This window comes from Mycolicibacterium aichiense (assembly GCF_010726245.1).
In the GTDB taxonomy this organism is placed as follows: domain Bacteria; phylum Actinomycetota; class Actinomycetes; order Mycobacteriales; family Mycobacteriaceae; genus Mycobacterium; species Mycobacterium aichiense.
This window is the reverse complement of sequence record NZ_AP022561.1, coordinates 4,929,892-4,956,856: the sequence shown is the minus strand read 5'-3', so window position 1 is coordinate 4,956,856 and position 26,965 is coordinate 4,929,892. Positions and strand designations below refer to the sequence as shown.

27 protein-coding genes and 1 tRNA gene are annotated in these 26,965 nt (G+C 67.0%); 18 read left to right on the top strand and 10 right to left on the bottom strand.

Going from position 1 to position 26,965, the window contains the following annotated elements; genetic code table 11:
* Positions 1-6: 6 nt before the first annotated feature.
* From G6N32_RS23835 to G6N32_RS23800, 8 genes are all read left to right on the top strand, one after another.
* Positions 7-807 (top strand): serine/threonine-protein kinase, encoded by an 801-nt coding sequence (locus G6N32_RS23835; RefSeq protein ID WP_115318627.1) that lies wholly within the window; start codon positions 7-9, stop codon positions 805-807.
* A 78-nt stretch (positions 808-885) separates the two neighbouring features.
* The gene (locus G6N32_RS23830; protein WP_115318628.1) at positions 886-2,376 is read left to right on the top strand and encodes an amino acid permease; all 1,491 of its coding nucleotides are present in this window, start codon (positions 886-888) and stop codon (positions 2,374-2,376) included.
* 71 nt (positions 2,377-2,447) lie between these two features.
* Complete coding sequence (locus G6N32_RS23825; protein ID WP_115318629.1) at positions 2,448-3,593, top strand: LLM class flavin-dependent oxidoreductase; 1,146 nt, start codon at positions 2,448-2,450, stop codon at positions 3,591-3,593.
* Between the two features lie 61 nt (positions 3,594-3,654).
* On the top strand, positions 3,655-4,602 hold the full coding sequence (locus G6N32_RS23820; protein WP_115318630.1) for a GlxA family transcriptional regulator: 948 nt from the start codon (positions 3,655-3,657) through the stop codon (positions 4,600-4,602).
* Between the two features lie 11 nt (positions 4,603-4,613).
* Complete coding sequence (locus G6N32_RS23815; protein WP_115318631.1) at positions 4,614-5,357, top strand: DJ-1/PfpI family protein; 744 nt, start codon at positions 4,614-4,616, stop codon at positions 5,355-5,357.
* Positions 5,354-6,142, top strand: coding sequence for an alpha/beta fold hydrolase (locus tag G6N32_RS23810; RefSeq protein WP_083118252.1), 789 nt, complete (start codon positions 5,354-5,356; stop codon positions 6,140-6,142). Before G6N32_RS23815 ends, G6N32_RS23810 begins: the two co-directional genes overlap by 4 nt.
* Positions 6,143-6,177: 35 nt before the next feature.
* Complete coding sequence (menD, locus tag G6N32_RS23805; protein WP_115318632.1) at positions 6,178-7,803, top strand: 2-succinyl-5-enolpyruvyl-6-hydroxy-3-cyclohexene-1-carboxylic-acid synthase; 1,626 nt, start codon at positions 6,178-6,180, stop codon at positions 7,801-7,803.
* Entirely contained in the window at positions 7,803-8,324 is a 522-nt protein-coding gene (locus G6N32_RS23800; protein ID WP_232077823.1) for a DUF3592 domain-containing protein, read from the top strand. The genes menD and G6N32_RS23800 overlap by 1 nt, the downstream gene beginning before the upstream one ends.
* On the opposite strand, the gene G6N32_RS23795 is transcribed toward G6N32_RS23800, so the two are convergent.
* Positions 8,285-8,947, bottom strand: coding sequence for a DsbA family protein (locus tag G6N32_RS23795; protein WP_115318634.1), 663 nt, complete (start codon positions 8,945-8,947; stop codon positions 8,285-8,287). The two genes, G6N32_RS23800 and G6N32_RS23795, sit on opposite strands and share 40 nt — an antisense overlap.
* An 89-nt stretch (positions 8,948-9,036) precedes the next feature.
* Between G6N32_RS23795 and G6N32_RS23790 the strand changes: the two genes are divergently transcribed.
* Positions 9,037-10,167: a glycosyltransferase family 4 protein gene (locus G6N32_RS23790; RefSeq protein WP_115318635.1), complete on the top strand. Its 1,131-nt coding sequence runs from the start codon at positions 9,037-9,039 to the stop codon at positions 10,165-10,167.
* A gap of 143 nt (positions 10,168-10,310) precedes the next feature.
* Positions 10,311-10,475: a hypothetical protein gene (locus G6N32_RS28510; protein WP_170310607.1), complete on the top strand. Its 165-nt coding sequence runs from the start codon at positions 10,311-10,313 to the stop codon at positions 10,473-10,475.
* Here the strand turns inward: G6N32_RS28510 and G6N32_RS23785 are convergent, their stop codons facing one another.
* A complete protein-coding gene (locus G6N32_RS23785) occupies positions 10,476-11,300 on the bottom strand; it encodes an SDR family oxidoreductase (protein ID WP_115318636.1) in 825 nt (274 codons plus the stop codon). It lies immediately after the preceding gene.
* A 56-nt stretch (positions 11,301-11,356) separates the two neighbouring features.
* Here G6N32_RS23785 and G6N32_RS23780 point away from each other — a divergent pair, with 56 nt between their 5' ends.
* Both G6N32_RS23780 and G6N32_RS23775 read left to right on the top strand, forming a co-directional pair.
* Positions 11,357-12,046: a demethylmenaquinone methyltransferase gene (locus tag G6N32_RS23780; protein ID WP_115318637.1), complete on the top strand. Its 690-nt coding sequence runs from the start codon at positions 11,357-11,359 to the stop codon at positions 12,044-12,046.
* A gap of 9 nt (positions 12,047-12,055) precedes the next feature.
* A complete protein-coding gene (locus G6N32_RS23775) occupies positions 12,056-12,667 on the top strand; it encodes a haloacid dehalogenase type II (RefSeq protein WP_197935789.1) in 612 nt (203 codons plus the stop codon).
* A gap of 50 nt (positions 12,668-12,717) precedes the next feature.
* On the opposite strand, the gene G6N32_RS23770 is transcribed toward G6N32_RS23775, so the two are convergent.
* Together G6N32_RS23770 and menJ are read right to left on the bottom strand one after the other, a co-directional pair.
* Entirely contained in the window at positions 12,718-14,283 is a 1,566-nt protein-coding gene (locus G6N32_RS23770) for a phytoene desaturase family protein (RefSeq protein ID WP_115318639.1), read from the bottom strand.
* Between the two features lie 151 nt (positions 14,284-14,434).
* Positions 14,435-15,655 carry a menaquinone reductase MenJ gene (gene menJ, locus G6N32_RS23765; protein ID WP_115318640.1) on the bottom strand — a complete coding sequence of 407 codons (1,221 nt, stop codon included), beginning with the start codon at positions 15,653-15,655 and terminating at the stop codon, positions 14,435-14,437.
* A 20-nt stretch (positions 15,656-15,675) separates the two neighbouring features.
* Between menJ and grcC1 the strand changes: the two genes are divergently transcribed.
* From grcC1 to G6N32_RS23750, 3 genes are all read left to right on the top strand, one after another.
* Entirely contained in the window at positions 15,676-16,683 is a 1,008-nt protein-coding gene (gene grcC1 / locus G6N32_RS23760) for a nonaprenyl/(2E,6E)-farnesyl/geranylgeranyl diphosphat synthase (RefSeq protein WP_172507240.1), read from the top strand.
* A 74-nt stretch (positions 16,684-16,757) separates the two neighbouring features.
* Positions 16,758-17,624, top strand: coding sequence for a zinc metalloprotease HtpX (gene htpX, locus G6N32_RS23755; protein WP_115318641.1), 867 nt, complete (start codon positions 16,758-16,760; stop codon positions 17,622-17,624).
* Between the two features lie 119 nt (positions 17,625-17,743).
* Entirely contained in the window at positions 17,744-18,295 is a 552-nt protein-coding gene (locus tag G6N32_RS23750; RefSeq protein WP_115319067.1) for a hypothetical protein, read from the top strand.
* A 6-nt stretch (positions 18,296-18,301) separates the two neighbouring features.
* On the opposite strand, the gene G6N32_RS23745 is transcribed toward G6N32_RS23750, so the two are convergent.
* The 3 genes from G6N32_RS23745 to G6N32_RS23735 all read right to left on the bottom strand — a co-directional run bounded on the left by G6N32_RS23745 (position 18,302) and on the right by G6N32_RS23735 (position 21,566).
* Entirely contained in the window at positions 18,302-19,327 is a 1,026-nt protein-coding gene (locus G6N32_RS23745) for an NAD(P)H-dependent glycerol-3-phosphate dehydrogenase (RefSeq protein WP_115318642.1), read from the bottom strand.
* A gap of 155 nt (positions 19,328-19,482) precedes the next feature.
* On the bottom strand, positions 19,483-20,997 hold the full coding sequence (locus G6N32_RS23740; RefSeq protein WP_115318643.1) for a flavin-containing monooxygenase: 1,515 nt from the start codon (positions 20,995-20,997) through the stop codon (positions 19,483-19,485).
* A gap of 77 nt (positions 20,998-21,074) precedes the next feature.
* Complete coding sequence (locus G6N32_RS23735; protein ID WP_071947634.1) at positions 21,075-21,566, bottom strand: YajQ family cyclic di-GMP-binding protein; 492 nt, start codon at positions 21,564-21,566, stop codon at positions 21,075-21,077.
* 101 nt (positions 21,567-21,667) lie between these two features.
* Between G6N32_RS23735 and G6N32_RS23730 the strand changes: the two genes are divergently transcribed.
* Positions 21,668-21,753 (top strand) — tRNA-Tyr (locus tag G6N32_RS23730).
* Between the two features lie 67 nt (positions 21,754-21,820).
* Here G6N32_RS23730 and G6N32_RS23725 read toward each other — a convergent pair.
* On the bottom strand, positions 21,821-22,378 hold the full coding sequence (locus G6N32_RS23725) for a hypothetical protein (protein WP_147291990.1): 558 nt from the start codon (positions 22,376-22,378) through the stop codon (positions 21,821-21,823).
* The gene (locus G6N32_RS23720) at positions 22,368-24,179 is read right to left on the bottom strand and encodes an ABC transporter ATP-binding protein (protein WP_115318645.1); all 1,812 of its coding nucleotides are present in this window, start codon (positions 24,177-24,179) and stop codon (positions 22,368-22,370) included. Before G6N32_RS23720 ends, G6N32_RS23725 begins: the two co-directional genes overlap by 11 nt.
* 73 nt (positions 24,180-24,252) lie before the next feature.
* Here G6N32_RS23720 and G6N32_RS23715 point away from each other — a divergent pair, with 73 nt between their 5' ends.
* Complete coding sequence (locus G6N32_RS23715) at positions 24,253-24,828, top strand: TetR/AcrR family transcriptional regulator (protein ID WP_115318646.1); 576 nt, start codon at positions 24,253-24,255, stop codon at positions 24,826-24,828.
* Between the two features lie 31 nt (positions 24,829-24,859).
* On the opposite strand, the gene G6N32_RS23710 is transcribed toward G6N32_RS23715, so the two are convergent.
* Positions 24,860-25,690 (bottom strand): hypothetical protein, encoded by an 831-nt coding sequence (locus tag G6N32_RS23710; RefSeq protein ID WP_147291991.1) that lies wholly within the window; start codon positions 25,688-25,690, stop codon positions 24,860-24,862.
* Between the two features lie 194 nt (positions 25,691-25,884).
* On the opposite strand from G6N32_RS23710, the gene G6N32_RS23705 reads away from it, so the two are divergent.
* A complete protein-coding gene (locus G6N32_RS23705; RefSeq protein ID WP_115318648.1) occupies positions 25,885-26,961 on the top strand; it encodes a GGDEF domain-containing protein in 1,077 nt (358 codons plus the stop codon).
* Positions 26,962-26,965: the final 4 nt, after the last annotated feature.

Sequence of the window (26,965 nt, the reverse complement as noted above, 5' to 3'; positions counted from 1 at the left end):
TGCCGTGTGCTGCGCCCTGGTGATCAGTTCGCCGGCTACGTCGTCGACCGGACGCTGGGGCGCGGCGGCAACGCGATGGTCTATCTTGCCCATCGGCAGTCCGAACCCGCCGTTGCGCTGAAGATCCTGACCGATGAGCATCGCGACCCGGCGGCGTTGGAACGTCTGCGACGCGAATTCGACATCGCCAGCGGCCTGCACCACCCGCACATCGCCGCGATGTTCGACCGCGGACCCGACTGGCTCACCATGCAATACGTCGACGGGGGCAATGCGACCGCTCTGGCATCGTTGGCTGACAAGCTGTCGGCGCTCGCGCAGATCGCCGCTGCGCTCGACTACGCACACGGCGCGGGGGTGGTGCACTGCGACATAAAACCCACGAATATCCTTGTCGCTGAAGATTTTCTGCACATCGGTGCGGTCCTGATCGATTTCGGAGTGGCCCACGTTGTGGACGAGCAGTGTCCTCCGATGGCTGCCCGCCCCTCCCACGTGCAGGCGTCCCTGCCGTACGCCGCACCAGAGCTGTTGACCGGGTCGCCGCCGTCGCCCGCGACCGATGAATACGAGCTTGCCTGCACCGCAGTCGAATTGATCGCCGGCGCTCCGCCGTTCACGGCCGCCACGCCAATGGGACTTTTCGACCGCCACCTTCATCACCCGCCGCCGCGGCTGTCACGCAAGATCGATTGGGTGCCGCGCGCGTTCGACTCCATCCTGGCGAAAGCAATGGCGAAGCGTGCCGAGGCCCGATACCAGACGTGCACGGAATTCGTCACGTTGATCACGCGAGCGCTGACGTGACACCCGGGAAACGTTGTGTAACCGAGGTTTAACCGCAGGTGAGTTTGGGGTACGGGGCCGGCTGGATATTCCCGGGCAATGGGAGCGCCAACTACATACGACAATTCCGCGTTGGCCCACGAGGATGTCGGCTATCACAAGGGGCTCAAGCCCCGGCAGTTGCAGATGATCGCGATCGGGGGTGCGATCGGCACCGGCCTGTTCATGGGTGCCGGTGGGCGCCTGCACACGGCAGGCCCGGGACTGTTCTTGGTCTACGCCGTCTGCGGTGTGTTCGTGTTCTTCATCTTGCGCGCCCTGGGGGAGCTGGTACTCCACCGGCCGTCGTCAGGGTCTTTCGTGTCCTACGCCCGAGAGTTCCTGGGGGAGAAGGCGGCGTATGTGGCCGGCTGGATGTACTTCTTCAACTGGGCTTGCACGTCGATCGTCGACGTGACGGCGATCGCGCTCTACATGCACTATTGGGGCGCCTTCAAGGCGATCCCGCAGTGGACCATCGCGCTGATCGCCTTGGTGATCGTGCTGACCGTCAACATGATCTCGGTCAAGGTCTTCGGAGAGATGGAGTTCTGGGCCGCCCTGATCAAAGTCGTCGCACTCGTCACGTTCTTGGTTGTCGGCATCGTGTTCCTCGCGGGCCGCTTCACCGTGGAGGGTGCGACCACCGGACCGTCGCTCATCGCCGACCACGGCGGTATCCTCCCCACCGGTCTGCTGTCGTTGGTGGTCATCACCTCGGGCGTCATATTCGCCTATGCAGCAGTCGAATTGGTCGGCACGGCCGCGGGGGAGACGGAGAATCCGGAGAAGGTCATGCCGAAGGCCATCAACTCGGTGGTGTTCCGCATCGCGGTGTTCTACGTCGGCTCGCTGATCTTGCTGGCGCTCCTGCTGCCGTACACCACCTACAAGCAGGGGGAGAGCCCGTTCGTCACATTCTTCTCCCGCATCGGGGTCCCGGCCGCCGGCACGATCATGAACTTCGTGGTGCTGACCGCGGCGCTGTCCAGCCTCAACGCCGGCCTGTATTCCACGGGCCGGATCCTGCGCTCGATGGCGATGAACGGAAGCGCACCCCAGTTCACCGGCCGGATGTCCAAACGCGGCGTGCCCTTCGCCGGTATCGCGCTCACCGCCTGCTTCACGGTGGTCGGCGTGTTCCTCAACCTGGTGGTTCCGGCCGAGGCGTTCAACATCGCGCTGGACCTCTCGGCGTTGGGCATCATCGCGTCGTGGGCGACGATCGTCATCTGCCAGATTCAGTTGTATCGCTGGTCGAAGAAGGGGATCCTGAGCCGGCCGGCGTTCCGCCTGTGGGCGACGCCGTATACGAGCTATGCCACGCTGGCTTTCCTGGCGGTCGTCACCGGACTGATGTGTTACGAGAACTACTGGAATCTGGTGGCCATCGTGGCCCTCGTCCCGCTGCTGACGATCGGCTGGTATGCGGTCCGCGGCCGCGTGCTGGCGATGGCACAGGAGCGCGTCGGGTACACCGGCGACTACCCGATCTCCGCCGAGACCCCGCTGATGGACGAGTACTTGCGCGAGGATCGCGAGCCCCGCTGACGCGCAGCCGAGGCGGATTTACGTAGGTCGCTACGTAAGTCGGCCGTGGCGGTCGCCACGACACTGAAGCGATGTCAACGCTCCGCGTCGGAATGATGGATCCCATCGTGGCGGCACGTCCCACGGTCGATTTCCTCACCAAAGCCAACTACGCGGCCGCGGCCGCCGCCCGGGTCGACTCGTTCTGGGTGCCCGATCACCTGAATTCGCTGTTTCCGCGCTCACTGTGGAACAACCCGAAGTACTGCGGCGGCGCGGCCCTGCTGCCGCGCGGCGACGCGTATCTGGAGCCGTGGACCATGCTCGGCAATATCGCCGCACGCAATCGAGCGCGCCTTCGCCTCGGCATCGGCGTGACCGACACGGGCCGGCGCAATCCGGCCGTCACCGCGCAGGCAGCGGCCACCCTGCACTTGCTGACCCGCGGCCGCGCGATCCTCGGCATCGGCAGTGGCGAACGAGAAGGCAACGAACCCTACGGCGTGGAATGGTCCAAGCCGGTGGCGCGGTTCGAAGAAGCCATGGCGACCATCCGGGCGTTGTGGAATTCCAAGGGGGAGTTGGTGAATCGCGACTCCTCGTTCTTTCCGCTGCGGAATGCGCTCTTCGAGCTGCCGCCATACAAGGGGACGTGGCCGCAAATCTGGATCGCCGCGCACGGTCCGCGGATGTTGCGCGCGGCCGGTCGCTATGCCGACGGGTTCTATCCGGCGTTCCCGCACACTCCGCAGGAATACGCGCAGCGGCTCGAGGCCGTCCGCACCGCGGCTTCCGATGCCGGGCGCGACCCGATGTCGATCAAGCCGGCGCTTTGGCTGATGACGTTGGCCGCCCGCAACAACGACGACCTCGACGAGGCGCTCGAGTCCGAAGTGATCCGGGCGGCGGCACTGAATGCCCCCGATCACTTCTACGCCCGCCACGGCGCCCAGCATCCACTCGGCATCGGCTTCACCGGCGCGCAGGACATCCTTCCGCAGGACATGGACGAACAGACGGCGCTGTCACACGTCAAAGTCATTCCCACCGAGGTGGTCCGTGACTGCCTGCTGTGCGGGACACCTGAGGAGATCGTGGATCGGGCTGCCCAGTGGCGGGATTGCGGCGTCGAGTACGTGGTGCTGGCGAACGTGGGACCGCTGCAGCGCAGCCTGCGTAAAGGCGCAGCGTCGATGCTGCCGCTCATGCAAGCCCTGCGGCGCCTCAGAAAGCTGTGATGTCCTGATCTGTGGGGTACATGGCCTAGACGCCATCGCGGCCAGCCTCGACACTGAACGCATGGCGCGATCGGTGGTGATCCTCGGGTTTCCCGGCGTGCAGGCCCTCGACCTGGTCGGACCGCACGACGTGTTCACCGGCGCCGCGCTGCTCACCGAGGGCGGCTACCGGGTCAGCGTCGCCTCCCTCGACGGCCGCCCGGCGAGCACCCCGACCGGTCTGGCATTCGTCGCCGAGGCGATGCCCGAACCCCATGGCATCGACACCCTGATCCTGCCCGGCGGCCCCGGCGTCGACGCCGCCCGCGAGGACGCCGCCACCATGGCCTGGATTCGCGCGGCCGCGGCCAATTCGAGGCGCGTCGTCAGCGTGTGCACCGGCTCGTTCCTGGTCGCCCAGGCCGGTCTGCTCGACGGCTGCCGGGCCACCACGCACTGGGCGTTCGCCGACCGGATGGCCCGCGAGTTCCCGGCGGTCACCGTCGACCGCGAGCCCATTTTCCTGCGCAGCTCGGCCACGGTGTGGACGGCGGCCGGCGTGACGGCCGGCATCGACCTGTCACTGGCGCTCGTCGAGGACGACTACGGCACCGAGGTCGCTCAGACCGTGGCGCGCTACCTCGTGCTGTTTCTCCGCAGGCCTGGCGGCCAGACGCAGTTCGCGGCGCCGGTGTGGATGCCGCGTGCCCGTCGCCAACCCATCCGCGAGGTGCAGGAGGCCATCGAGGCCGAACCCGGTGCCGCCCATACCATCACCGAGCTGGCTCGGCGCGCCGCGATGAGTCCGCGGCACTTCACCCGAGTGTTCACCGAGGAGGTCGGCGAGGCCCCCGGCGCCTACGTCGAACGGGTCCGCACCGAAGCCGCCCGCCGTCAGCTCGAAGAGACCGACGACACCGTCGTCACCATCGCCGCCCGCTGCGGTTTCGGATCATCGGAGACGTTGCGCCGCAACTTCATTCGCCGGGTCGGCGTCTCACCCGACCAATACCGCAAAACGTTCGCGTAAAGGAGAGTGTCATGCAGATCGCCATCGTGCTCTATCCCGGTTTCACCGCCCTGGATTTCATCGGGCCCTACGAGGTGCTGCGCTGGCTGCCCGACGCTGAGGTGCGCTTCGTGTGGCACGAAACCGGCCCGATCACCGCGGACTCCGGTGTGCTCGTCATCGGCGCCACCCACTCGTTCGACGAAACACCCTCTCCCGACGTCATTCTCGTGCCCGGCGGGATGACGACGATCGAACACTCCCGCGACGAGAAATTGCTCGACTGGGTTCGCCAGGCCCACCAGACCGCGACCTGGACGACGTCGGTGTGCTCCGGGTCGGTGATCCTCGCGGCGGCGGGACTGCTGAAGGGCAAGCGCGCGACGTCGCACTGGGCGGCGCTGACCGCGCTGAAGGCGCTCGGGGTCACGCCCGTCAAGGACGAACGCGTGGTTCACGAAGGCGACATCGTCACCAGCGCCGGGGTGTCGGCGGGCATCGACCTCGCGCTGTGGCTGGCCGGACAGATCGGCGGTGAAGAGCGCGCCAAGGTGATCCAGCTGTCGATGGAGTACGACCCGCAACCGCCGTTCGACTCCGGGCACATGTCGAAGGCGTCGGCGACGACGAAGGCCTCCGCTGCCGCGTTGATGGCCAAGGATCTGGCGACGCCCACCCAACTCAAGGCGATGACGTCGCTGCTGTGGTCCGGCGCCATCGACGCCGCGCGGTCGAAGGCACGGCGGAAACGGGGTCGCGTAGCCTCTGCCAGGTGATCAACCTGGCCTACGAGGACAACGGCTCCGGCGATCCGGTGCTGTTCATCGCCGGCACCGGCGGCGCCGGCCGAACCTGGCACATCCACCAGATTCCGCGCTTCCTGGCGGCGGGTTATCGGTGCGTCACGTTCGACAACCGGGGAATCGGGGCCACCGAGGAAGCCGGCGATTTCACGCCGGAGCAGATGATCGCCGACACCGCCGCCCTCATCGAGGACGTGATCGGCGGACCCACCCGGATCGTGGCGATCTCGATGGGCGCCTACATCGCCCAGGAACTGATGCTGACCCGCCCGGAGCTGGTCACCCAGGCTGTGCTGATGGGCACCCGCGGCCGTCTGGACCGGACCCGCAAGTCGTTCCGGGCCGCCGACGTCGAACTCACCAAGGCCGGCATCCAGCTGCCGCCCGCCTATGCGGCGAAAGTGCGTGTGCTGGAGAACTTCTCACCCAAGACCATCAATGACGAGAAGGCGATCGGCGACTGGGTGGAGATGTTCACCGCCTTCCCGATCAAGCGCACCCCTGGCCTGCGGGCCCAGCTCGAGGTCTACCCGAAGGACAACCGGCTGGCCGCTTACCGTTCGATTACCAATGAGGTGCTGGTGATCGGGTTCGCCGACGACCTGCTGACCCCGGCGGCGCTGGGTCGCGAGGTCGCCGACGCCATCCCAAACGGCCGATACGTGCAGATCGGGCATACCGGCCACCTCGGATTCCTGGAGCGGCCGGACACCGTGAACAACGCGATGCTGGACTTTTTCGCAGGCACTCTTGTCTGATGTCGAGCCCGATCGACGTGTGACACGCTGTAGTAATGAACCCATCGACGGCTCAGGCCCGCGTCGTCGTCGACGAATTGATCCGCGGCGGCGTCCTCGACGTCGTGCTCTGCCCGGGTTCGCGTAACGCCCCGCTGGCCTTCGCACTCTCCGATGCCGACCGGGCCGGCCGGCTTCGGCTGCACGTCCGCATCGACGAGCGCACCGCCGGCTTCCTGGCGATCGGGCTGGCCGTGGCCAAGCGGGCCCCGGTCTGCGTGGCGATGACCTCGGGCACCGCGGTGGCCAACATGGGCCCCGCCGTCGTCGAGGCCAACTACGCCCGGGTGCCGCTGATCGTGCTGTCGGCCAACCGGCCCTACGAGCTGTTGGGCACCGGCGCCAACCAGACCTTCGAGCAGCTCGGCTACTTCGGCACCCAGGTCCGCGCCGCGATCAGCCTGGGCCTAGCCGAGGATTCCGCGGACAAACTGGACTCACTGAACGCGCAGTGGCGCTCGGCCACCTGCCGGGTGCTGGCGGCGGCCACTGGCGCGCGCTCGGCTAACGCCGGCCCGGTCCAGTTCGACATCCCGCTGCGCGAGCCCCTGGTGCCGGATGCTGACTCGGGTTCGGCGGCGATCCCGCCCGGCAGGCCGGACGGCAAGCCGTGGACGTACAGCCCGGCGGTGGTGTTCGACCAGCCGCTGGACATCGATCTCACCCCCGACACCGTGGTGATCGCCGGGCACGGCGCCGGTGTCCACCCGAACCTGGCCGCGCTGCCGACGGTCGCCGAGCCGACGGCCCCGCACGCCGCCAACCCGCTGCATCCGCTGGCGCTGCCGCTGCTGCGGCCCCGCCAGGTGATCATGCTGGGCCGCCCGACGCTGCACCGGCCGGTGTCGACGCTGCTGGCCGACCCGTCGGTGCCGGTGTTCGCCCTGACCACGGGTCCCCGCTGGCCCGACGTGTCGGGCAACTCGGCGGCCACCGGCACCCGCGCCGAGACCAGCGGCACGCCCGACCCGGCGTGGTTGGCGCGCTGCGCCGAGGTCAACGCGCACACCATCGCGGCGGTGCGCCGGCAGTTGGCCGCCCACCCGCTGACCACCGGGCTGCACGTCGCGGCCGCGGTGGCCGCCGCGGTGCGTCCGGGGGACCAGCTGGTGCTGGGCGCGTCCAATCCGGTTCGTGACGCGGCGCTGGTCGGACTGAACACCGAGGGCATCAAGGTGCGCTCCAACCGGGGAGTGGCCGGGATCGACGGCACGGTGTCGACGATCATCGGCGCGGCGTTGGCGCATACGGGCCGGACCATCGGTCTGATCGGCGACATGACATTCGTGCACGACAGCTCGGGGTTGCTGATCGGGCCGACCGAGCCGACGCCGAAGAATCTGACGATCGTGGTCTCCAACGACAACGGCGGCGGCATCTTCGAGCTGCTCGAGCAGGGCGACCCCCGGTTCTCCGACGTGTCGGCGCGGATCTTCGGCACCCCGCACGACGTCGACGTCGGTGCGCTGTGCCGGGCCTATCACATCGACGCCCGCCAGATCGAGGTCGACCAACTCGGCGGCGCGCTCGCCGAACCCTTCGAGGGCATGCGGGTCCTCGAGGTCAAAGCCGACCGATCCTCGTTGCGGCAGCTGCACGCCGCGATCCGGTCGGCGCTGTGATCCGCAGCCTTTCGGCGTGGGTGACATTGGCCCTGCCACGGCGCGATCCAGATGTCACCGACACCACACAGCGAAAGCTGTTGCGCTGGAGCAAGTGTGCGGTGTGGATCCTGATCGGCCTGGTCACCCTGCAATCGGTGCTGTTGGTGGCCGGTGCGTGGCGCAACGACCGGCAGATCGAACACAACATGGGTGTGGCGCAGGCAGAGGTCCTCTCGGCCGGTCCGCGCCGCTCGACGATCGAGTTCGTCACCCCGGACCGCGTCACCTACCGTCCCGAGCTTGGGGTGCTCTATCCCTCCGAGCTGGCCGAGGGCATGCGCATCTACGTCGAGTACGACCGCAACAACCCGGATCTCGTTCGCGTGCAACACCGTACGGCTGCACTCGCGATCATCCCGGCCGGCTCGATAGCGGTGGTGGCGTGGCTGATCGGTGGACTGGTGTTGACGGGCCTGGTCCTGCTGGAACGCCGGGTGAATCAGGTGGACATCAGCTTGGACAACCAGTTGTTGTCGTAGATGTCGATCTTCTCGTTGGTGTTGAGGTCGAACACCGTTGGGGTACCGGTGTTGATGGCGTCGATCTCATAGAGGTATTCGAAGTTGGTGTCCGCCATATCCTGGACGTCCAACGCGGGCTTGCCTGCCCGCATCGCGTCGACGGCCGGGGCGGGAATTCCACTTTCGCGAGCCATGTCGGCGATCTGAGTGTCGCTGGGTCCCTTGCCGTGCGAATCCTGGTGGCTCCAAAGATCTTGCACGAACCTCTGGAACGCCTTGCCTGACGTGTCCGGGCCAGGCGCGAGGAACATCGCGTTGCTCACCCGGTCGGAGTAGCCGCCGGGCTTGTCATCGAGAAATGTCAGCGGACGGTAGGTGACGGCGAGCTGGCCGAGGTCGATGTAGCGGGCCAGTTCGTCACCGAAATCCTTCTGCAGATCCGCGCAGTGGCTGCATTGCGGTTCGGTGTACAACTCGATGTGGACCCGCGCGTTCGGGTCACCGGCCACGATGCCGTAGCCGTCCTTGCTCAGTGCCGTTCCCGGCCCGCGCGGATCCACCTGTGCCACACCGACAATTTCCCTGCTGCAACCGGTGGCCAGCATGACCAGCGCCATCACGAGCACAGACCAGAACCGCATGCTCGCACGGTACCGCGTCGCACCTGTTTTTCGTGTCGTGTATGCCTGGGCGCAACCTCGCTGACAGGCGGCGCTGTCACTGTCTAATCGTGCGCGTTGCCATTGTCGCCGAGTCCTTCCTGCCCAACGTCAACGGAGTGAGCAACTCGGTGTTGCGGGTGCTCGAGCATCTCCGCCGCACCGGCCATGAAGCACTCGTGATCGCCCCGGACACCCCCCGTGGTGAACCGGCAGCTGACCGGATCCACGACGGGATCCGGGTGCACCGGGTGCCGTCGCGGATGTTCCCCAAAGTGACGTCACTGCCGCTGGGTGTGCCGCGCCCACGCATGGTCGGCGTGCTGCGCGGTTTCGATCCGCACGTGGTGCATCTGGCCTCGCCCGCGCTGCTCGGGTATGGCGGGGTGCAGGCCGCCCGGTATCTCGGCGTGCCGACGGTGGCGGTGTACCAGACCGATATCGCCGGATTCGCCCAGAGCTACGGGATCGGTGTCGCGTCACGTGCGGCCTGGGCGTGGAACCGGCATCTGCATTCACGGGTGGACCGGACCTTGGCGCCGTCCACCGCGGCGATGGAAGACCTTGCCACCCACGGCATTCCGCGGGTCTTCCAGTGGGCCCGAGGTGTCGACGTGACCGGCTTCGCGCCGTCGGCGCGGAGTAACGAGCTGCGGGCGCGCTGGTCACCGGCGGGCAAGCCGATCGTCGGCTTCGTCGGCCGCCTCGCACCGGAGAAGCATGTGGAGCGGCTCGCCGTGCTCGCCCGCCGCGACGACCTGCAGCTGGTGGTCGTCGGCGACGGTGTCGACCGCGAGAAGCTCCAGGCGATGATGCCGTCGGCGGTGTTCACCGGGGCGCTGTACGGCGAGCAGCTCGCCACCGCGTACGCGAGCATGGACGTCTTCGTCCACCCCGGCGAGCACGAGACGTTCTGCCAGGCCGTGCAGGAGGCGATGGCATCGGGTTTGCCGGTCATCGCTCCGAATGCCGGTGGTCCCCGGGATTTGGTGGCGCCGTACCGAACCGGACTTTTATTGACGGTCGCGGAATTCGAAGCGCGCCTGTCGCAATCGGTCGATCACCTGCTCGACGAGAGAGCGCGCTACTCGCTTGCCGCGCGCCGCAGTGTCCTCGGCCGGACGTGGCCGGCGATCTGCGACGAGTTGCTGGGCCACTACGAAGCGGTGCGGCTCACAAGCCGACGGCGCCGCGCGGCCTGAGTCTGGTGCCACGCCAATGACTTTCCTTAATTGTTCCTGATAAACCTTTCCAGGGCATGTGCGTGGGCGCACACTTGAACGCAAACGGGGGAATGCTGAATGCCAGTGACAAGACCACCTCTTCAAGACCTGGGGGCGTCCGAATGAACGACGCGTCGTATCGCCAAGATCTCACCGACTTCGCACTCGAACTCCGTAAGTTGGCTTACACCATGCCCGCTGGGCACGAGGATCGGCTGATCCACCTCAGCGAACGGATGGCCAGTCGTGCGCGTCAACTGCCGAGAGTCGACGCGCGCGCGATCTGATCAGCCCTGGGCCTCGACGGCCACCGGCTGCCACTGTTCCCAGTTCGCGATGCGGCTCTCGTAGTCGGCCTTCGCGGTCTGCAGCGGGGACTCCCCGAAGAACACTCTCAGCGGGGGAGTCGGCGCGTCCACGACCTTGAGAATGGCCGACGCCGACGCCTTCGGGTTGCCGGGCGCAGACCACCGTTGCTTGCGGGCCTCGTCGACCTGGCGGTGCAGTTCGGCGTAGTCCGGCAGTTCGGCCGAGCGCCTCGATGACGAGCCGGACCAATCGGTGTCGAACCCGCCCGGCTCGATCAGTGTGACGTGAATGCCGAATGGCGCGACCTCCTGGGCCAGCGCCTGCGAGAACCCTTCCAGCGCCCATTTGGAGGCGTGGTAGATGCCGACGAGCGGGAACGCGGTGATGCCGCCGATCGACGACACCTGGATGATGTGGCCACTGCCCTGAGCGCGCAGATACGGCAGCGCGGCCTGGGTGATCCACAGCGCGCCGAAGACGTTGGTCTCGAGCTGATCGCGCGCATCGCTCTCGGAGAGTTCCTCGATGAAGCCGAAGTGCCCGTAGCCGGCGTTGTTGACGACGATGTCCAGTCGGCCGAAGTGGTCATGCGCCTTGGCGACGGCGGCGAAGTCGGCATCCCGGTCGGTGACGTCGAGCTGGATCGGCAGGATGGCGTCGCCGTACTGGTCGACCAGGTCGGACAGGGTGTCGGTGTTGCGCGCGGTCGCAGCGACCTTGTCGCCACGGTCCAGGGCGGCGATCGCCCACTCCCGGCCGAAGCCGCGCGATGTCCCGGTGATGAACCACACTTTTTCGCTCATGCGTCTAGCCAACGCATCGACGGGCTCAGCATTCCCGCTCGGGTAGCGTCGGCACCGTGAGCCGGGCGACGCTGGACAAGGATCCCCGCGATGTGGCGTCGATGTTCGACGCCGTCGCGCGGCGGTACGACATCACCAACACCGTGCTGTCGCTGGGGCAGGACCGCGCCTGGCGGCGGGCGACCCGTTCGGCGCTGGGTATCGGACCCGGCGACCGGGTGCTGGACCTGGCCGCGGGGACCGCGGTGTCGACGGTCGAGCTGGCCCGCTCCGGCGCCTGGTGTGTGGCCGCGGACTTCTCGGTCGGCATGCTGCGGGCCGGTGCCGCGCGGGCGGTGCCGAAAGTGGCGGCCGACGCGACCAAGCTCCCGTTCGGCGACGCGGTGTTCGATGCGGTGACGATCAGCTTCGGGTTGCGCAATGTCGTCGACCATCCGGCGGGGCTGCGGGAGATGGCGCGGGTGACCCGCCCGGGCGGTCGGCTGGTGGTGTGCGAGTTCTCCACACCCGTCGTGCCGGTGTTCTCGACTGTCTACAAGGAGTACCTGATGCAGGCGCTGCCGCGGGTGGCCCGCGCGGTGTCGAGCAACCCGGACGCCTACGTCTATCTGGCGGAGTCCATCCGGGCCTGGCCCGACCAGGCGGCGCTGGCCACGCAGATCCGCGACGCCGGCTGGTCGGATGTGCGGTGGCGCAATCTGACCGGCGGGATCGTCGCGCTGCATGCTGCGGTCAAACCCGGGTAGTCCCGCATGGTGACCGTGCTTGCCTTTGACGTCAACGAGACGTTGCTCGACCTGAGTCCGCTCGACGCGATCGTAGGCGGCGCCGAAACCCGTAGGCGCTGGTTCAGCCAGATGCTGCAGATTGCGTTTGTCGGCGGGCTCACCGGTAGCTACGTGGATTTTCCGACCGCTCAGCGGGCCGCACTGGAGATGCTGCGGCTGGACTGCGCCGACGAGGTCGCCGCCGGTATGCGGCGCCTGCCGCTGCACCCCGACGTCGCGCCCGCTCTCGCGCGTTTGCGTGGCTTCACCCTGGTGGCGCTGACCAACTCGCCGCTGTCGGTGGTCACCGAGCAACTCGAATTCAATGGCGTTGCTTCGCGTTTCGACGCCATTCTGTCGGCGGACACCGTTCGTGCGCTCAAGCCGCGCGCCGAGGCCTACCAGCACGTCGGCGCCACCCTCGGCGTGCCGCTGAGCGAGGTGCGGCTGGTGGCCGCCCATGGCTGGGATATCGCCGGCGCACTCGCCGCGGGCTGTCACGGCGCGTTCGTCCGGCGATCAGGTCAAGCGCTCATCCCGGTCGGCGCGCAGCCGGACATCGTCGTGGACGATCTCGTTGAACTCGCCGACGCCCTCTAGGCTGATCGGGCGCGATAACCGGTGCTCTACACCGGAAATCGCGCCGGATTTCAGCGGCCGGCGTCTTCTAGTACCTGATACCCGGCGTTGTAGCCGGGGATGAACGTGATGCCCGGTCCGCCGTGACAGCCCGCACCGCCCAGGTAGAGGCCTTCGATCGGGATCGGTTCGTCGATGAACCCCTTGGGTCCGGGCCGGTTGACCCCCATCAGCTCGGGCTGCAGCAGCCCGTGGCAGAAGTCGCCGTTGGGTGCGGCGAACATGGTGTTCATGTGATACGGCGCGAACGTGATGTCGCGGATCAGGATGTCCTTGAAGTTCGGGGCGTAGCGGGTGATCTTGTCGACAACTCGTTCGGCCATAACGGTTTTCAGGTGGCCGTGCTGATCGCGCGGCGCCTCGATCGGGAAGCCGTAGGCGTACACGCTGGCGGCGTGCTTGCCCTCCGGCGCCATCTCGGGGTCGCCGACCGTGGGCATCTGGATCGACAGCGCGGGGTTGTCCGGTACTTCGCCGCCCCGGGCCATCTCCCATTGGCGCTGTTGTTCCTCCGGTGACCCGAACATGCCCACCGACATCTGCATGCCCGGCTCGTTGAGGAAGTCGTAGGGCGCGGCGTACTGGGGCAGCCCGTCCAGGGCGAAGTGGATCTGCATGAAGGATGCCCGGTGATCGCGGCCGCCGAGCCTGGTCACCAGTGACGACGGAAGATGGTCGACGCCAACAAGATCCAGCAGTGTGGTCTCCGGTGCGAGGTTGGACACCACGACCGGTGCACTGATCACTTCACCGTCCTTGAGGCGAACCCCGGTGACCTTGCCGTCCTCGACGAGGATCTGTTCGACCTTGGTGCGGTAGCGCATCTCCCCGGCGGCGTCGACGAACAGGTCCCGCAGATGCTCGGCGAGCACGCCGATTCCGCCCTTGAGTTTGGTGGTCATCTGGCCGCCCTCCGGCGGCATGGCCATTGCGAACGCCAAACATGTTGCGCTGCCTGGGGTGTACGGGCCGCGGTAGGTGGAGTTCACTGCCAGGAAGGCCAGCATGCCGCGGATCACGGAGTGCTTTTCCTTGTCGGGCAGGAACCGGTCGACGACGTCCATCGCCGAGCCGAACAGCATCTCGTGGATGGCGCGCCGTTCGTTTTCGTCTGCGGCACAGGCATACATCTCGTCGATGGTCTTCGGCAGCGCCAGCGCGTCGAAGCGGCCGAGGGCCTTACCGGGGCCGGCGCTCCAGGCGTAGAGGTTGGCCATGGCCATCACGGCGTCCATGCCGTGCTTCTCGTTGAGATGGTTCATCATCGCCATCGGGTCGCTGTGGAAGACCATTGCTTCCTCGCCGTTTTCCCCGAGGTTGACCGACATGATCTCCGAGGAGATGGTCGGCAACGTGTCCAGGCCGAGCTCGCTGTTGATCTTCTGCGCGGTGGGGAAACGCACCGACCCGGCGATCTCGAATTTGAAGCCGTCGATCAGCTCGACGGTGGCCGACATGCCGCCGCTGTAGGTGTTGGCCTCCAGGCAGAGCGTGCGCAACCCGGCTCGTTGCAGCACCACCGCTGCGGTCAGGCCGTTGTGCCCGGCCCCCACGATGATCGCGTCGTAGTCACTCATGCGGCGGAGCTTATGCCGCAACCGCCGCGATGTGAAGAAGTTTTGTCAAATTTGTCATTTCTGCGAGGCGGCGGTCGCTGCACCGCCATTCATTGAGCGCTGACGCTTCACAATGCGCCGCTGAGTGAGGCGTCAACGCTCACTCAACGGGTCAGCTGAACGGCTTGCGCCGGTCCAGGATTCGCGATCCCATCCCCGCGACGCGCCACGCCCGCGCCACCAGGTCGGCGTCGTCGTCGGTGACCAGGTTGCCCATCACCCGCACCGCGACGCCCATCAGCCGCGACGAGCGCATCGCGACCGGCCCGGTCAGCGGCAGGAAGCGAGGCAGCGTCAACAGCAGCCCCAACCGCCGGGCCACCGAGAACCCGCGCCCGTAGTGCGCCTGCAGCATCGCGGGCCACGCCTGTGACAGGTCGCCCGAGCCCAGCATCTCGGCAGCCAGCCGACCGGTTTCCAGCCCGTAATCGATGCCCTCGCCGTTGAGCGGGTTCACGCACGCGGCGGCGTCCCCGATCAGCACCCAGTTGGGTCCGGCCACCCCGGAGACCGCCCCACCCATCGGCAACAGGGCCGAGGACACCGCGCGCGGCGGGCCGTCGAATCCCCAGGCAGCCCGCTTCAGGTCGGTGTAGTGCTTGATCAGGGGCCGTAATGCGACGTCGGCGGGCCGTTTCGCCGTGGCCAGGGCGCCGACGCCGATGTTCACCTCGCCGTTGCCCAGCGGGAAGATCCAGCCGTAGCCGGGCAGCACCTGCCCGTCGACAGACCGCAGCTCCAGGTCCGACGAGATCCACGGCTCGCCGGCCCGCGGCGACGCGAGGTATCCGCGCACCGCCACCCCGTACACCGTCTCCTGATGCCACTGCCTGCCGAGCACCCGCCCGAATGGGGAACGCGCGCCGTCGGCCACGATCACCCAGCGGCAGGACACCCGTGACCCGTCGGCCAGCACCACCGCGTCCACATGGCCGCGCGAATCGCGGGATACGTCAACAGCTTTGACGCCGAGCAACATGGACGCGCCGGCATCCTCGGCGACCTTGCGGATCCGGTCGTCGAGTTCGGTGCGCGGCACCGCCGACCCGCCGGACGGGAACGACGGCCCGGGCCACGGGACCTCGACGTCGGCGCCGAACCCGGACAACCGCAGGCCATGGTGGCGGATGTGGCCGTCGAGCCAGTCGCCGAGACCGAGCCGCTGCAACTCGAGCACCGCGCGTGGGGTGAGTCCGTCGCCGCAGGGCTTGTCGCGGGGGAATTCGGCGGCGTCGACGACGAGCACCTCGTGGCCACGGCGGGCGGCCCAGGCGGCCGCCGCCGAGCCGGCCGGGCCGGCCCCGACGATGACCACATCTGACCGCAACTCCATGCCCCCAGTATGTTGGCAGGGTGAGTACTCCGGCCACGGTGGTAGCAGGGGTGGACTTTGGTGATCCGGCCTTCGCCAAGAGCGTCCGCGACGGGGTAGGTCGTGTCGAAGAGCTCATGAGCACCGAACTGCGCGGCGGTGACGAGCTGATGACCGAAGCCGTCGTGCACCTGTTCGAGGCCGGCGGCAAGCGCTTCCGCCCCCTGTTCACGGTGCTGTCCGCGCAGATCGGCCCGGAGCCGGACGCCTGGCAAGTCACGGTCGCCGGCGCGGTGATCGAGCTGGTGCACCTGGCCACGCTGTACCACGACGACGTCATGGACGAGGCGCAGATGCGGCGCGGAGCGCCGAGCGCCAACGCCCGCTGGGGCAACAACATCGCGATCCTGGCCGGCGACTACCTGTTCGCGACGGCGTCGCGGCTGGTGAGCCGGCTGGGACCGGACGCGGTTCGCATCATCGCCGAGACGTTCGCTCAACTGGTCACCGGTCAGATGCGCGAGACCAAGGGCAACACCAACGGTGTGGACCCGGTCGACCACTACCTCAAGGTGATCTACGAGAAGACCGCCTGCCTGATCGCGGCGTCGGGACGTTTCGGAGCCACCTTCGCCGGTGCCAACGACGACCAGATCGAGCGGCTGAGCCGGCTCGGCGGGATCGTGGGCACCGCGTTCCAGATCTCCGACGACATCATCGACATCGACAGCGACCCCGACGAGTCGGGCAAGACCCCGGGTACCGATCTCCGCGAAGGCGTGCACACCCTGCCGGTGCTGTACGCGCTGCAAGACACCGGCCCGGACGCCGACCGGCTGCGTGAGCTGGTGAAGGGCCCGATCGAGGACGACGACGCCCTGGCCGAGGCCCTGGCGCTGCTGCGCGCCGGCGACGGCATCGCCAAGGCCAAGGCCACCGTGCAGCGCTACGCCGAGCAGGCCGGCGAGGAACTGGCCGGTTTGCCCGACGGGCCGGGCCGGCGGGCACTGGCGTCACTGATGGACTACACGATCAACCGGCACGGCTGACAGCGTCGCGGAACCTCACGGTCTGTTCGAGGCGTTAACCTCCCGGAGAGTGCGTTTGCTCGGAGGAGGAATTGATGACGTGGCATCCGACCGCCAACACGTTCAAGACGTTCGCGCTGCTTGTTGGGATGTCGGCGCTGATCGTCTTCCTCGGTTCGCTGTTCGGGCGCAATGTGATGTTCCTCGCGCTGGTCTTCGCGATCGGCATGAACGTCTACGTGTACTTCAACTCCGACAAGCTCGCGCTTCGCGCCATGCACGCCCAGCCGATCACCGAGGTGCAGGCGCCGCAGATTTACGCGATGGTCCGCGAGCTGGCGACCACGGCGCACCAGCCGATGCCGCGGCTCTACATCAGCGACACCGCCAACCCGAACGCGTTCGCGACCGGCCGCAATCCGCGCAATGCAGCGGTGTGCGTCACCACCGGCATCCTCAACCTGCTCAGCGAGCGTGAACTGCGCGCGGTGCTCGGCCATGAACTGTCGCACGTCTACAACCGCGACATCCTGATCTCGTGTGTGGCAGGTGCACTGGCCTCGGTGATCACCGCGCTGGCCAACATCGCCGTGTTCGCCGGGGTGTTCGGCGGCAACAACCGCGAAGGCGGTGCCAATCCCTTTGCGCTGTTGCTGGTTTCGCTGCTCGGTCCGATCGCCGCGACGCTGATCCGGATGGCGGTGTCCCGCTCGCGCGAGTACCAGGCCGACGAGTCCGGGGCCGAGCTATCCGGTGATCCGCTGGCGCTGGCGTCGGCTCTGCGCAAGATCAGCGGCGGGGTGGAGAACGCGCCGCTGCCTCCCGAGCCGCAGCTGGCCGACCAGGCGCACCTGATGATCGCCAGCCCATTCCGCTCCAGCGAGAAGATCGGCAAGATGTTCTCGACCCATCCGCCGGTCCAGGACCGCATCGCGCGGCTCGAGAAGATGGCCGGCCACTAACTGGCCCACGCTGCGGCCAGGCGTCCGGGGTATGGCGGTAACGAATCACGACCGCGGAGCCGAAGGACCAGGTGAGTACGCAAACTGCGCCATCAGTGGCGCTTACGTAGGGTGTGATGATGCTGAGCAGAATCCTGATCGGCCTGGTGAGCGTCGCGGGGGCGGCAGCGATCGGTACGCCGGGCATGGCAGCGGCAGATCCCGAGCCGGCGCCCGCCCCGGTCCTTCCGAACGTGAATGCCTACACCCCCGTCAGCCCGGTGCCCTACACGGCGATGGGCGGCAACTGGTACGCCTTCGCCGGTCCGCCCGGGGTGGTGTGTGTACTCGACAAGCAGAACTCCAGCTACGGCTGCAGCGGGGCACTGCCCGGTGCGCCCAATGGCGCGAACCTGGTCAGCGCCGGTCCGTCCGGTGAGCCCGGCTTCTCCAGCAGCGGCGCGTCGCTCTATGCGGCGGCCGGTGATGTGAAGCCGCTGCCGCCGAACACTCGGCTGAGCTTCCGCGACATCAGCTGCGGCGTCGACGGTGGCGGCGTCGTGGCATGCGTGAACAATCACGACCAAGTCGGCTTCGTCGTCGGACCTGGCGCGACGTTCACGTCGGGACCGAGCCCGATGCTGGATCGGCCGAAGAACTCGAACCCGCTGTTCCCGTCGTTCCCTGGCTGAGCCGCGCTAGAAGTGTGAGTCGTTGACCTCGTGGCCGGGCTTCTCGGCCATCAGTCCGCGGTAGGCCTGTTCGACGTTGGCGCCGTGGTTGACGACGGCATCGACCTCGCGGGCGATCGGCATGTTCAGGCCGTACTTCTCGGCGAATTCCATGATCACGCTGGCGGCCTTGACGCCCTCGGCGACCTGGTTCATCGAGGCGATGATCTCCTCGATGGACTTGCCGGAGCCCAGTTGCTCGCCGACGTGGCGGTTGCGGCTGCGCTGCGAGGTGCAGGTGACGATGAGGTCGCCCATGCCGGCCAGGCCGGCGAACGTGTCGCGGTGCCCGCCGATCGCTTCGCCGAGCCGTGACATCTCCCGCACCGCGCGAGCCATCACCAGCGCCCGGGTGTTCTCGCCGATGCCCAGCGAATATCCCATGCCGACGGCGATCGCGTAGACGTTCTTCAGCGCGCCCGCGATCTCGACTCCGACGACGTCGTCGGTGGTGTAGACGCGGAACCGCTTGGTGCGGAACATCTTCGCGAGATTGGCGGCCAGGTGCTGGTCGGGCATGGCCAACACGGCGGCGGCCGCATACCCGTCGGCGACCTCGCGTGCGATGTTGGGTCCGGCGAGGATGCCGGCCGGGTGGCCGGGCAGAACCTCGTCGATGATCTGGCTCATCCGCATGTTGGTGCCCTGCTCGAGTCCCTTGACCAGGCTGACGACGGGCACCCACGGGCGCAGTTCCCTGCTCAGTTCGGCCAGCACGCCGCGGAAGCCGTGGGACGGCACGCCCATGACGACGACGTCGGCGCACTCGGCGGCTTCGCTGAAATCTGTGGTGGCTCGCAGGGTTTCCGAGAGCTCGACCTCGTCGCCCAGGTAGCGCGAGTTGCGGTGGTTCTCGTTGATGTCCTTGGCGGTCTCCTCCGAGCGCACCCACTGCAGCGTCGGCCCCCGGCGCGAGCAGATGGATGCGACGGTGGTACCCCAGGATCCGCCGCCGAGCACGACGACCTTGGGTTCGCGGCGTTCAGAAGTCATGGTGTTCAGCGTATTGCGAATACCCGGTTGTTCATGGGGAGTTCGTGCAATCGGGGTGTGCGGTCGGGCCGAGATGGTGGGTGTCTGTTCCAGAACGCGATATCACCGGTGATATCGCGTTCTGGAAATGTGCACACACCCCACCCGCAGCTGGGCTATCCGGCCACCCGCGCCGGGGACGCGATCCGCCCGAACGTCATGTCCTCGTCGATCTTGTCGATGAAGTGGTGGTCGAAGGCATCGGCGAGATAGTTCTGCCGGACCACCCACGGGCGCTTGAGACCCGACTTCGGCAAGGCGTGCAGGTTGCGCAACACGTAGCCGGCCTGGATGTCCCATGCGGGCTTCTCGGCGATGGGTTCGCCGCCCAGGTGTGGGAAAGCGTGGGTGTAGCCGTGCGAGTTCATGTATTCGATCAGCTTGGCCGCCGCGCGGGCGGTCATGTCGGCGCGCAGCGTCCAGGACGCGTTGGTGTAGCCGATGCACCAGATCAGGTTCGGCACGTCCTCGAGCATGTGCGCCTTGTAGGAGAAACGCTCCTGGGGCTTGATCTCGTTGCCGTCCAGGGTGATTCGCACACCGCCGAGGGCCTGGAGTTGAAGACCGGTCGCGGTGACGATGATGTCGGCCGCAAGATGCTTACCCGACTTCAGCATGACGCCGGTGTCGTCGAAGCGGTCGATGTGGTCGGTCACGACTTCGGCGCGGCCATCGGAGATCACCTCGAACAAGTCACCGTCGGCCACCAGGCACAGGCGCTGATCCCAGACGTTGTAGCGCGGCTTGAAGTGGACGTCGACGGGATATCCCGCGGGCAGCCGGCTGAGGTTCTGGGCCCGGATGATCTTGCGGGCCAGCCCCGGGACGGTGCGGGCCAGGAACCACACGATGCTTTCGAAGGCGACTGCGAAGTAGCGGGCGAACGCATGAGAAATCTTGCGGGGAACGACTTTCCGGACCGCTTCGATGAGCGGGTTGACCCGTGAGCCGGCCAGCAGATAGGTCGGTGAGCGCTGCAGCATCGTCACCTTGGCCGCCTTCTGCGCCAGCGCGGGGATCAGCGAAACCGCGGTGGCCCCGCTGCCGATGACGATCACGTTCTTGCCGGTGTAGTCGAGATCCTCCGGCCAGAATTGTGGGTGCACGACGGTGCCTGCGAACGTCTCGAGGCCGGGGAAGTCGGGGGTGTAGCCCTCGTCGTAGTTGTAGTAACCCGAGCCGAAGAAGACGAAGCGTCCGCGGTAGGTCTTGCGTTCGCCGTTCTCGTCCGCGTGCACGGTCCAGGTGTCGGTGGCCGAATCCCAATCGGCCGACTGTACGTAGGTGCCGAACCGGATGTTGGGCAGGATGCCGCGCTTGCGGGCGGTGTCTTCCATGTACTCGCGGATGTGGTCGCCGTCGGCGACGCCTTCCCTGCGGACCCACGGTTCCCACGGCCAGGACAGCGAGAAGATGCTGGAGTCCGAGCGCACGCCCGGGTAGCGGAACAGGTCCCAGGTGCCCCCGATTCCCTCGCGGCGTTCCAGGATCACGTAGCGCGTGCCGGGGTTGCGCTCGGCGATGCGATAGGCGGCACCGATCCCGGAGAACCCGGCGCCGATGATCACGACGTCGTAGGACCCGCCGTCGGTCTCGGCGGGTACGGGAGCAGTCTCCGGGGTGGCGGTCATCGCGGTCCTCGCTTCGCGTGGGTGGTGATGCTCACCACACTAGGCACTGACCGGTTGGTTGAGCGAGGGCCCTTGGTCTACCGATAGTTGACGAACTGCAGCGCCACGTCGAGGTCGGCACCTTTGAGCAGGGCGATGACGGCTTGCAGGTCGTCCCGCTTCTTGGAGCTGACCCGGATCTCGTCACCTTGGACCTGCGACTTCACCCCTTTGGGCCCTTCATCGCGGATGAGCTTGTTGATCTTCTTGGCGTGCTCTTGGTCGATGCCCTGCTTGAGGGTGCCGGACACTTTGTAGGTCTTTCCGCTGGCCTGCGGTTCGCCGGCGTCGAAGGCCTTCATGGAGATGTCGCGGCGGATCAGCTTCTCCTTGAAGACGTCGACGGCAGCCTTCACCCGCTCCTCGGTCGAGCTGACGAGCTCGATGACCTCGTCGCCCTTCCAGGCGATCGTGGTGTCGGTGCCGCGAAAGTCGAACCGGGTGCTCAGCTCCTTGGCCGCCTGGTTCAGTGCGTTGTCGACCTCTTGGCGGTCGACCTTGCTCACGATGTCGAACGATGAATCCGCCATTGGACTCGTCCCTTCGGTTGATCGGCCGGTTTGTATCTGAGGTACATGATCGTTGTACCCTGCTATTCGCACCAAACCGGATCCCCGGCGCGGCGCACCCAGGCAGGTTGCCCGAGCGGCCAATGGGAGCGGACTGTAAATCCGTCGGCGGAAGCCTACACAGGTTCGAATCCTGTACCTGCCACCACATTCAGGCCCGGTTTTCAACCGGGCCTGATGTGGTTTCCGGACCGATGCCCGGGGTAGGCCGACGCTCACTTGATCATCAGGTTGACGATGATCACCGCCACCCCGAGGCCGGTGTTGGCCAGTCCGACCACACCCGAACCCCACCGCGAGTAGCCGCTGATCCGGCCGGCCACCACACCCCAGCCGAAGAGCAGGCCCGCGTTCATCATCAGGGCGAACGAGGTGTAGCCGATCGCGAGCGATCCGTCGGCCCCCGTCACGTCGTCCCGCCATCCGGTGAGATGGGCCACCCACAGGACGATCAACGTCGGGATCGACGCGAGGACCATGGGGATGCCGGTCAGCATGAAGGATCTGAGGTCCTTCACGAAGCTCGTCGTGGTGCCGGCCTGGTGGGTGGAGACATGCTGTCCGTAACTGCGGGTGAGTGCCGCGATCGCGACGCTGGCGGCCACCCACACGGCTGAGTAGCCCGGTGATGGGCCGATGGGTATTGCCGCGAGCGTGGCACTGGCGAACACCGTACCGATCACTCCGCCGTAGATGTCGTTGGCGGACAGCACTTTTGCCAGGGGAGTCCGCTCCCGCGGCGGAGATTCGATGGTAGCTGAGTCAACTGTCATGGCGTGGTCCTGATTCTTGGAGCAACGAGTCGTGGGTGCCGGAGTCGAGGCGCAGCGCGTCGACGAGACTGCGATACAACTCGCAGCGGCCGATCAGTTCGTCGTGGCTGCCGCGGTCGATGATTCGTCCGCGATCCATGACGAGGATCGTGTCGGCGTCGATCACGGTCGACAGTCGATGCGCGATGGTGATCACCGCGCGTTGCCTTGCCTGATGCCGGATGACGTCGTGAACCGCCGCCTCTGAAAGCCCGTCTATCTGAGCCGTGACTTCGTCGAGGAGAAGCACGTCGGGCTCGGCGAGTAGGGCCCGCGCGAGCGCCACGCGTTGCCGCTGCCCACCCGACATGGTTACCGACGCGACGTCGGTGTCGAGCCCGCGCTCGAGTCCCTCGACGAATTCGACGAGCTGGAGCCGCCGCAGAACGTCGTCGATATTGTGCTGTGCGGCTGATTGATTGGCGAAGACGAGGTTCTCGCGCAGGGTGCCGGCCAGCAGCGGGCTGTCCTGCTCCACGTAGCCGAGGCGCGCGCGGACGCCGGCGATGCCCAAGTCCGAGTACGGCCGGCCGGCCATCAGTAGACGCCCGGCGTCGGGCTCGATGAACTTGAGGATCAAGGCGAACAGCGTTGTCTTGCCTGCTCCGGAGGGCCCGACGATCGCCGTGTGACCGTGGCGCGGTACCTCGAAGGAGACGTCGTGCAGCACCGTAGGTCCGCCTCGGCGATACCGTCCGCTGACTCGCTCGACGGAAAGTGCGGGGGCGTCGGAATCGGGTGGGCGAACCTCCGCCAATGTGGCACCGGATCGCTCCGCGGTCAGCGCCTGCACGTCACGGATGCGACCCGCCGCCGCAATACCCGCCTGAAGTGTGGTGAGGTGTGTGCTCAATTCCATTGTGGGGCCGAGCAATCCCACCGCATACAACAGGAACGCCACGAGCGTCGACATGCTGAGTTGTCCGATCGACACCAGATACGCGCCACCGCACACGATGACCAGGGTCGCGGCCTGGATGCCGGAGAAGGTGACACTCCACACCAACGCCTCGCGGCGAACGGCACGCAAGCTGTGCCCCCTCGACTCTTCGGCGAGCGAAAGCAGGGCGCGCGATTGCCGGTCTTCGGCGGCGGCGACTTTGACGGTCTTGATGGCGCGCAACGTCGTCTCCAACAGCCCGCCGAGTGCGCCCAGTGAACTCTGAGCGTCCTCTTGAGCCCGCCCGATCGCCGGCATCAGTGCCCCGAAAATGACCGCGATCACCACGATGGCGCCGATGGTGACGGCCGCGAGCAGGGGATTGAGGTAGGCCATCAACACCAACGTGCCGACGACGGTGATGGTGCCGTTGACCAGACCGACGGCACTCGATGACGCCGCCTCGCGCAGGAGCACCGTATCGCTGGTCACCCGGGTCACCAGCTCGCCGTTGGACCGTACCTGGAGCGGGATCAGACGGGCTCGCAGGAATCGCCGGACCATGCCCTGGCGGGCGTCGTAGACCACGTCCTCGGCCAGGCTGCCGAGCATCACCCACTGCCGCCAGCTCAGGACGGTGCCCACGACGATCAGGGCGGCCAGCACCAGGATCGGGCCTACGAAGCGGCCGGCCGTGCTGCCGATCGAGTCCAGCACCCACCGGGTGACGAGCGGCGTCGCGAGCTCGGCTGCCGAGACACCCAAGCCCAGCACGAAGGCGAAGACCAGTCGGCCCCGATGGGGTCGGGCGAAGGCCCACAACACGGACAACTTGGTCGGTTGAGCCGGTGTGGTCGCGTCGACGTCGAGAAGTGCGGGCATGCAATAATTAGGACAGGATGTCCCATTTTCGTCAAATTCGTCCCATTTTGGGTTCATCCGGCACGATGGGCGCATGGCGCCTACTGATGTGCAGCCGCGGGTCAGAGACCGCACGCGGGCAGCCCTGCTGGCAGCGGCCATAGACGTGCTGACCGACAACGCGGCGGCGTCGATGAGCGAGATCGCCGCGGCCGCGGGCGTCGCTCGAAGCACCCTCAACCGCTACTTTCCCGATCGCGCCGCGTTGACCGAGGGCATCGAGTCGTTCGTCGAGGCCCAGTACGAGGACGCGGTCCTGGCAGCCCGGACGGCGGAGGGCACCGGGTTGGAGGCGTATCTGCGGATCGTCGACGAGATGCTCGAGCGCCTCGACAGCTTGGGGTGGTGGCTGCGCGCGTCGGCCGACTACGACCTCGACGACTTCGACTGCGAGGCCGACCAGGGCTTGATCGCGGTCCTCCAGCGCGGCCACCACGATGGCACGGTCGACACCCAATTCACCCCGACGTTCTTGGTCGGCGCGACGTGGTCGATGCTCACCGCGGCCTACTACGACGTTCGGCACGGCAAACAGCCTCGCCGCCAGACCCGGGACATGTGTCACCGGGCGCTGATGAAGCTGGCCGGCGCAGTCGACGCGCAGAGTTGACGACCGGCCGCCACGCGATTGTCAACGCGCGCTAGCGGTTTCGGCCGCTGCCTCCCACCGCGCGCTTGGCGACCCCGTTCCCGGTCGACTTCTTCGACGAGGCGTTGGAAGTGGGGGAGCCGCCGCGCTCCTTCGCCGGAGCGACGGCTGCGGTTGGTGCGGTGCGGCCGGGCACAGTCTTCGCCGGCCGTGTGCGCGGGCCTGCGGTGCCGCGACCGGAGCGGCCGGTGGCTGTGGGCACGTCGCTCGCAACCGTGGCACGAGCGTCTGATTTCGTCGCCGCCCCTGGCGCAGTGAGGCTCCGCGAGATCGCCGATCCCGCCTGCACCAGGCCCGCGACGACCAGCGCCGGCGGCAAGAGGGCGTAGATGAGCGCGCCGATCAACACCGCGGATCCGGTCAGGATCGGGGTCATGGTTCCACCCGCGGCGGCGACGAACGGACGCAGAAGGACAACCAGGAACGCCGCGCTACCCGTGAGGGTGACCGGAAAGCCGAGGTACCAGGCCGGGGCCAGTAGCGCAGCCGCACCGGCGATGACCAAACCCTGGGCGAAGTTGTAGATGGGCTCGGGCACAACCACGGTCACAGAGGCGGTGGGGGATCGATGCGCCCCAATGGAATTCGCTCCAGTGGCTGTGGAGGCCACAGCGACGGCGTCGACGGCCATCGACGTGACGGTTGCGGCCAGGGTGGCTTCGAGCTCCGCCACCCGGCCGACGTGTGGCCGGCTCGTCTCGCCTGGCGCAGTGACTCCCCAGCCCGCTACCAGCATGGTGGCGGCTATGCCGGCGGCGCAAACACCCCGCAACCCATCGCGGAATCTCACGGTCCATGTCGTCGCGCCAACTGCTGCGGTCATGCCGTGTCCTCTGCTTGGGCGGAATGTTCCTGAGAAATTATCAGGAAGATTGGCAAAGGATCGCTTTCCGGATTTGTGCGTGCGCGTCGGATCTGACGGTCGCCTGGCGTGGTTCTTCGCTGAATCTGTGAAATTATTGACGAGTGCGTAATGCAGGTCGGTCTGTTCCGCTCCGTCGTGGTAGCTGAACCGCGATGGATCTGATAGCCCTCGGCCGTGCCCGCCAGGCGGTACTGCGGCTCGGTGTCGTGCTGATCATGGTCGGCGCGATGATCGTCGGCACATCGCCGGGCGACTGGGTCGCGGAGTGCATCTGGATCGCGGCCTATGCGCTCGCCGCGATCGGAGCGGCCGTTCTCGCGGTCTCACCGGCCGGCAAGCGGATCGGCGGGCCACGTTGGCGCATCGCGACCGCCGTGACCGACATCGTGGCGCTGGCGGGTTTCCACCTGCTGACGTCCGGCGGTTACGTCCCGTTGCTGCTGATCGCGCTGCTTCCGCTGATGGTGATCGTCGAGTTGTCGTGGCAACGCGCGGCAATCGTGTTGTCGCTGAGCGTGGTTGCGTTCTTGGGGACGCTGATTGCCGATACGTCGATCCATCAGCGGATCGGATGGCCGGCAGCCTGGTTCCTCGTGGTCTTGTACGCATACCTGTGCTGCGCGGCATTCCTCGCGACGTATGTTCACGCGCGCCAGATTGCCGAAATCTCCTCCGAGCGCACCGCGAGTGAACGCCTGGCCCATCAGGCCACCCACGACGATCTGACCGGCCTGCCGAATCGGGCGTACGTGCAGGCCCGGATCACCGATGCCCTGACCCGAGACGGCCGTGATGTGTTGTCCGCCGTGCTGTTTCTCGATATCGACGACTTGAAGGTCATCAACGACTCGTTGGGGCACGACGCCGGCGACACGATGCTTCAGACCGCCGCCCAACGCCTTGCGCGTTCGGTGCGAGCCGGGGATGTGGTCGCCCGGCTCGGCGGCGACGAATTCGTCGCATTGCTGTTCGGTCCGACCACCCGCGAGGCGCTGGACGCACTCGCCGAGCGAATGCACGCCGCGTTGGCCGAGCCGGTCCGCATCGGCGGCACCACCCTGCGTATGACCGCCAGCATCGGTATCGCCCCGATCAACGACCGCGAGGAGAACACCGCGGCCACCATCCTGCGGGACGCGGATCATGCGATGTATCAAGCCAAGCGGCTGGGCCGCGGCAAGAGCGCTTACGCCCCCGACGAACTCGTCGACTCGAACGGATCGACGTAGTCGC